The following is a 6,917-nucleotide window of genomic DNA, read 5'->3' as shown; positions in this document are numbered from 1 at the left end:
GACATACAGCACCCAAGCGATGATATGGAGACCGTAACCTTCGTGGATGGCTTCGGGCGTCCCGTTCAGGTGAAGAAAGACGGTGTGGTAACGACAGCTGCCAAGGGTAGTGCTCCGAAGGACGAGACTGTAATGATTGTCAGCGGACGCAATGTCTATGACGCTTTCGGTCGTGTGGCTAAGGCTTACTACCCTGTAACCGAAGCAGTGGGAAACAAGACCGCTTTCAACAAGGCATTTGACAACGTGTCGCCAACTGTAACGGTCTATGACGTGCTTGACCGTGCCATGAAAGTAACGCTTCCAGACAATGCTGAGACCAAGACGGAGTACTCTACGGACGTAGGTAGCAATGCACTCGTAACGACTGTTACTGATGCGTTGGGTAATCGTCAGGCAACCTATACCGATGGTAGTGGCAAGACCGTGAAGACCGAGCAACTCAGTGGACCCGATGGTATCATTACCACTTCTTTCGAATATGACGGTATCGACCGATTGGTCAAGGTAACAGACACCGAGGGCAACGTAACGACATCCGTCTATGATATGGGCGACCGTCGCACAGAGGTAAACCACCCTGCCAGCGGTATCACCACCTTTACCTACGATGCTTTGGGCAATGTGCTCACCAAGCAGACAGCCAACCTCAAGAAGGAGGGCAAGACCATCAACTATGAGTATGACTATGGTCGTCTGACGGCTATCAACTATCCCGACCATCCGGAGAACAACGTGAAGTACCATTACGGTGGTATCAACTCTTCTCACAACCGTATCGGCAGATTGATGCTTCGTGAGGACGGCAGTGGCGCTATCGAGTATTACTATGGTAAGATGGGTGAGGTGTTGAAGACGGTACGCACGCTGATTGTGCCTAACCAGGCAGTGGCAACCTACGTAACACAGTGGAAGTATGACAGCCACAATCGTCTCTTGGAAATGATTTACCCCGATGAGGAGAAGGTAACCTACGGCTACAACCTCGGTGGGCAGGTAGACCACGTCCGTGGCTACAAGTCCTACGGTTATGACTATGTGAACAAGATTGGCTATGATAAGTTTGAGCAGCGCACCTATCTGAAGTATTGCAACGGAGCGGAAACGTTCTACAGCTACGACCCTGCACGCAGACGGTTGCAGAACCTCGTGGTGAATGCTAAGGCAGGTACTATCATGGACAATGCCTATAGTTATGACGCAGTGAGCAACGTACTTGGCGTGAAGAACAATGCTCCACTCCCACAGAGTGGCAAGGCAGGCGGACAGATGAGCCACAGTTATACTTATGACCCACTATATCGTTTGGCAAGCGCAACAGGTACTTATAAGGGAACGGACAATAAAGCTGCTTCTTATACGTTATCTATGGGCTACGACAACATGCACCGCATCACGAGCAAGAAGCAACATCTCTCGCAGACAGGTGTGCAGTTCGAGGGCACGCTCAACGCAGGCTACGAACTCGCTTATACTTACGGCAAGGATGTGGGCAGAAAGTTCCAGCTTGACAATGTTCGTGATATTAACTACCGAACGGAAGAAACTCCTACGGAGAGCACCAATATCAACAACGGACACAAGTACACCTATGATGCTAACGGAAATCTTGTCTACATCAACACCTCTCGTGTAAAGAAAGACGGCAAGGAAGATGAAAAGGCAACCGAGCAGAAATATAAGTGGGACGAGGAAAACCGCTTGTTGGCAGCCGATGAGAACGGTTTTGTAAGCAACTACTGGTACGATGCCGATGGTGAGCGCACAGTGAAGACCAGTGGCGAGAACGAAGCCATTTATGTGAACTCTGAATTCTCGGGTGGCAATACCGGTACGGCACGCTTCTCGCTCTATGTCAGCCCATACCTCGTGGCAGGGCAAGGTGGCAAGTACACCAAGCACATCTATGTGGGTAGCCAGCGTATTGTATCTAAGCTTGGCGACCTCGCCAGCTATGGTGCAGACCCAAGACGAATACCGTATGCAGGCAATGAAGCCGATGGCTTGATTATCAATTACAAGGACAAGTATGCAAAGCAACTGCAATCCATTAAGGATAACTACAAGGCGTTTGACCAACCTTATAATGGTAAGGACAATGACGACTACGTGGACGGTCAGGGCTTCTGCTGCAACGACGCTACGCCGGAGGCGGCACAAGCAAGGGTACGCACAAGAGCTGTAAACGGCAACTTCAAGCCGAACGACGACTACGAGAAGATGCAGTTCTACTACCATCCCGACCACTTGGGCAGCAGTAGCTACATCACCAATCTTGACGGCGAAGTGGCGCAGCACATTGAGTATGTGCCGTTTGGCGAAGTGTTCATAGAAGAGCGCAACAATACGTGGAACACTCCTTATCTCTTCAATGCCAAGGAATTTGATGAGGAGACGGGTATGTACTACTATGGTGCGAGATACTATGAACCGAGGTTGAGTCTGTGGATGAGTGTGGATAGATTCCAGGAAAAATATCCTAATATAAGCACTTATTGTTTCTCTGCTAATAATCCTATAGGAATCTTGGATATAGGAGGAGATAGTTTAAGGATTGATAATAAGAATCTTTCTCTTTTGTATATTGATGGAAAGTTATATAGACAAAACGGCATACAATATACCGATAAATTGAAAGGCTTCACCAAAAAAGTGGTTTCTGCATTAGATGTAATTCGTAAAGGTACAGAAGGGGCAAGTATGATTTCTGAACTCCAATCTTCATCAAATAATTTTGTCATAAAAGATGGAGCAAGTGAATTTAAAGAAAGTAATGCTACAAAGGCGTATGCCCAACAAATTCAAAATGATCCATCAGCTACTGCACAGAAAGAAGCTTTGCTTAATAAAGGCATTGACCTTTCTGGTGGTTCTGGGGGCACAATATTCTGGAATTCTTATGGTGCCGTATTGGCAACCTTAGAAGGAGGTCAAGTAAGTAAGGAGACTGATTTGGCACATGAGATGTTCCATGCGTTAGATGCTAATCGTGGACTTTTAGACAGTCGTTTCGAGAATGGAATTAAACGTAGTGAGTGGCAAGCCGTATTTCGTGAAAATATATTGCGAGAACAGCTTGGTAGACCGTTAAGAACCCATTACAGAACTAATAAGGATCAAGATGGTAATTTTGTTAAAGGCAGTGGACCTTTTATGCTTTCTGATAAAAATAAACCTATATTGCCAGTATGGTATAAGCGTTAATTAAATATCCGTACGATGGTAAATTCCATTCCATCGTACGGATTATACAATTATAAAAAAGTAGTATGAGATTAAAAGTGTTACCAATATTTTTGCCAATATTAATCATATCTCTTGTTTCAATGGATATAATGGCAAAAACAGAATATGACAGCATTAAAATTAGAATAAAACAAAAAATGTACGAAATAACAATTCCTAAAGGATATCATTTGAATTCATACTCTTCAATAGAAGAGCAAGAATATGTATTTAGTTATCCAGACTCTTCTTGTATTTATATTGGTGATTTTTTTTATAATAGAAATGAGTCCAATATTAAATTATTAGGAGATAGCATATATAATTTACGCTATCAGAATATTCCTTTAGTAAAGGAAACAAATGCCATTATTGGCAAAGAAATAATACCATTGAGACCCGATACATTAGAGTTAATGGGTGTTCAGAATAATCAATTAATTTGGAAAGACATTGTAATGGATAATGTTAATGTAGGATATTATAATGTGCCAATTTTAAAAGTTGGAATATTTAATAGAGCTCTCTTTTCTGTAAAAAAAATATCTTGTGATTAGAATTTACTACGGTAAGATGGGTGAGGTCTTGAAGACGGTACGCACGCTGATTGTACCTAATCAGGCTGTGGCAACCTACGTAACACAGTGGAAATATGACAGCCACAACCGTCTCTTGGAAATGATTTACCCCGATGAGGAGAAGGTAACCTACGGCTACAACCTCGGCGGACAGGTAGACCATGTGCGTGGCTACAAGTCTTATGGCTACGATTATGTGAACAAGATTGGTTACGATAAGTTTGAGCAGCGCACCTACCTGAAGTACTGCAACGGAGCGGAGACGTTCTACAGCTACGACCCTGCACGCAGACGTTTGCAGAACCTCGTGGTGAATGCTAAGGCAGGTATTATTATGGACAATGCCTACAGCTACGACGCAGTGAGCAACGTACTTGGCGTGAAGAACAATGCTCCACTCCCACAGAGTGGCAAGGCAGGCGGACAGATGAACCATAGTTATACTTATGACCCATTGTATCGTTTGGCAAGCGCAACAGGTACTTATAAGGGAACGGACAATAAATCCGCTTCTTATACGTTGTCTATGGGTTACGACAACATGCACCGCATCACGAGTAAGAAGCAACATCTCTCGCAGACAGGTGTACAATTCGACGGCACGCTCCACGCAGGCTATGACCTCACCTATACCTATCAGAAGGGAGATGGCAAGAAGTTCCAACTCGACAATGTTCGTGATATCAACTACCGCACGGAGGAAACCCCGACGGACAGCACGAACATCAACAACGGACACAAGTACACCTATGATGCCAACGGCAACCTTGTCTATATCAACACCAGCCGTGTAAAGCGTGACGGCAAGGAAGATGAAAAGGCAACCGAGCAGAAGTACAAGTGGGACGAGGAGAATCGCTTGCTGGCAGCCGATGAGAACGGATTTGTAAGCAACTATTGGTATGATGCCGATGGTGAGCGCACGGTGAAGACCTCAGGCGAAAACGAAGCTATCTATGTGAACTCTGAGTTCTCGGGTGGCAACACCGGTACGGCAAGGTTCAGTCTCTATGTCGGCCCATACCTCGTGGCAGGACAAGGTGGCAAGTACACCAAGCACATCTATGTGGGCAGTCAGAGAATAGTCAGCAAGCTTGGCGACTTGGCAAGTTACGGTGCAGACCCAAGACGAATACCGTATGCAGGCAATGAAGCTGATGGTCTTACCATTAACTACAAGGATAAGTACAACCAGCAGTTACAATCCATTAAAGACAATTACAAGACGTTTGACCAACCTTATAATGGCAAGGACAACGACGACTACGTGAACGGTCAGGGCTTCTGCTGTAACGATGGTACACCGGAGGCAGCACAAGCAAGGGTACACACAAGAGCTGCAAATGGTAACTTTAAGCCGAATGACGACTATGAGAAGATGCAGTTCTACTACCATCCGGACCACCTGGGAAGCAGTAGTTGCATCACCAACCTCGACGGCGAGATATCGCAGCATATCGAGTATGTGCCGTTTGGAGAAGTGTTCATAGAGGAGCGCAACAATACATGGAACACGCCTTATCTCTTCAATGCCAAGGAATTTGATGAGGAGACAGGTATGTACTACTATGGAGCGAGGTACTATGAGCCGAGGTTGAGTTTGTGGATGAGTTGTGATCCTTTGCAAGAGAGAAAAGCGGGATTTACTACATATGCATATTGTGAAAACAACCCAGTTAAATTATTTGATCCAGATGGGAAATTTGGAATACCGACTCATGTAAAATTAGTTTCTCAGGCTTTAAAAACAGCAAATACTTCAAAAGGGAAGTTTTGGATGCTGTGGGGAACAGGTGTTGTATCTGATATTTTTTTAATGTCTCGCTCAACGGTCCATTTAGACAATATGGTTGGATATGAAAGTCTTTCTAACGCCTATAACAATCTTCAGAATTCTTTTCAAGAGCATATGGGAGAAGGAAAATATACAAAAGCTGGGGTTGACTTACATGGAATAGCGGACTTCTATTCTCACTCGAACTACATTGATTTGTATAAAAAATATAAAGACAATCAAGATTTGGATATTAATCAGATTCCTACTTTCGCAGAAGCTCAGAATATTCCAGAATTTGCAGAAATTCTTAAGAGCAGCCTAAAGACAGGGGAATATGGTATGGAAAAAGGAAACTTTATCCAAGATGCAATAAGAGATAAAAAAAGCAAGGATCCTAAGTCTCATAATATGATGAACCTAGATAGTCCAACAAGTAAAAATGGAAAGCAAATTTTTAATGATAAGCATAGTAATTTTGATGCAGCTTACTCTGTAGCACTAAAGGATATTACAAATGCGATAGAAAAATCGAAAGAATCAAAACAAGAAGAATGAAATATTTAGTTATTATTTGTATGTTTGCCTGTTTTTTTATGACATCATGTATGATACAAACAGGCTGGGATTATTTTGTACAAGGGAAAATAAATAATTACCAAGTAATCAAATGTTCTCCTAATAGTTCTTTGTCCCTGAGCAACATAGAGTCAGATAATAAATTATCTGACTCTATGAAAGTTTATTTTGTGCATAAAACCCTGTCGGATGTAGATTCTTTTATGTATAATAATTTTGAATATCATTTTCTATTAACTGGAGATACGATTCCTTCCATTAGAATTAATTCGTTAAAATTACTTGACCGCAAAGGAGCTATTCTTCCTACATATCTATATTATCAATACTCATATAGTGTTAAAAGGGGCAAATTGATAGCAATAGAACAAATTCCTTTCGATATACCTCCAGGTACCAATGGACATTCAAAAGCAATCTCTATTGTTCTACACTCTGTAAGACCAGATTCTTCGACGCCCTTTCTGAAAGTAATTTGGGATATATCCATCGGTGATCAACAAATAGCTGATACGATTGAATATAGGTTTAAGAAATATTATGATATGCGTCCAAAGATATTTTAAGATGAGAATCACTACTGTCCTTGATAGCGAAGTTTCGCAGCACATCGAGTATGTTCCGTTTGGCGAAGTGTTCATCGAAGAGCGCAACAATACGTGGAACACCCCTTATCTCTTCAATGCCAAGGATTTGGACGAGGAGACCGGTATGTACTACTATGATGGTGCGAGATATTATGCTCCAAGACTGAACCTGTG

4 protein-coding genes and 1 pseudogene are annotated in these 6,917 nt (G+C 43.0%); all 5 read left to right on the top strand.

All coding sequences use genetic code 11. The annotated features are described in order from the left end of the window. Nucleotides 1–3,204, top strand: a 3,204-nt coding sequence (locus CHB62_RS14095) for a M91 family zinc metallopeptidase (RefSeq protein WP_254919395.1), incomplete at its 5' end; no start/stop codon positions are given. 65 nt (nucleotides 3,205–3,269) lie between these two features. Continuing rightward, nucleotides 3,270–3,782 (top strand): hypothetical protein, encoded by a 513-nt coding sequence (locus CHB62_RS14090; protein ID WP_061450629.1) that lies wholly within the window; start codon nucleotides 3,270–3,272, stop codon nucleotides 3,780–3,782. Continuing rightward, nucleotides 3,775–6,135, top strand: a complete 2,361-nt coding sequence (locus tag CHB62_RS15390; protein WP_240616305.1) for an RHS repeat domain-containing protein — start codon at nucleotides 3,775–3,777, stop codon at nucleotides 6,133–6,135. Before CHB62_RS14090 ends, CHB62_RS15390 begins: the two co-directional genes overlap by 8 nt. After that, nucleotides 6,132–6,722, top strand: a complete 591-nt coding sequence (locus tag CHB62_RS14080) for a hypothetical protein (RefSeq protein ID WP_089367326.1) — start codon at nucleotides 6,132–6,134, stop codon at nucleotides 6,720–6,722. Before CHB62_RS15390 ends, CHB62_RS14080 begins: the two co-directional genes overlap by 4 nt. A gap of 13 nt (nucleotides 6,723–6,735) precedes the next feature. Next, nucleotides 6,736–6,917 (top strand): annotated as a pseudogene (locus CHB62_RS14075) (RHS repeat-associated core domain-containing protein); the annotation flags it as partial.

Source organism: Prevotella jejuni, from assembly GCF_900187995.1.
Lineage (GTDB): Bacteria > Bacteroidota > Bacteroidia > Bacteroidales > Bacteroidaceae > Prevotella > Prevotella jejuni.
The sequence above is the reverse complement of the archived record's forward strand: the minus strand, read 5'-3'. Positions and strand labels throughout refer to the sequence as shown.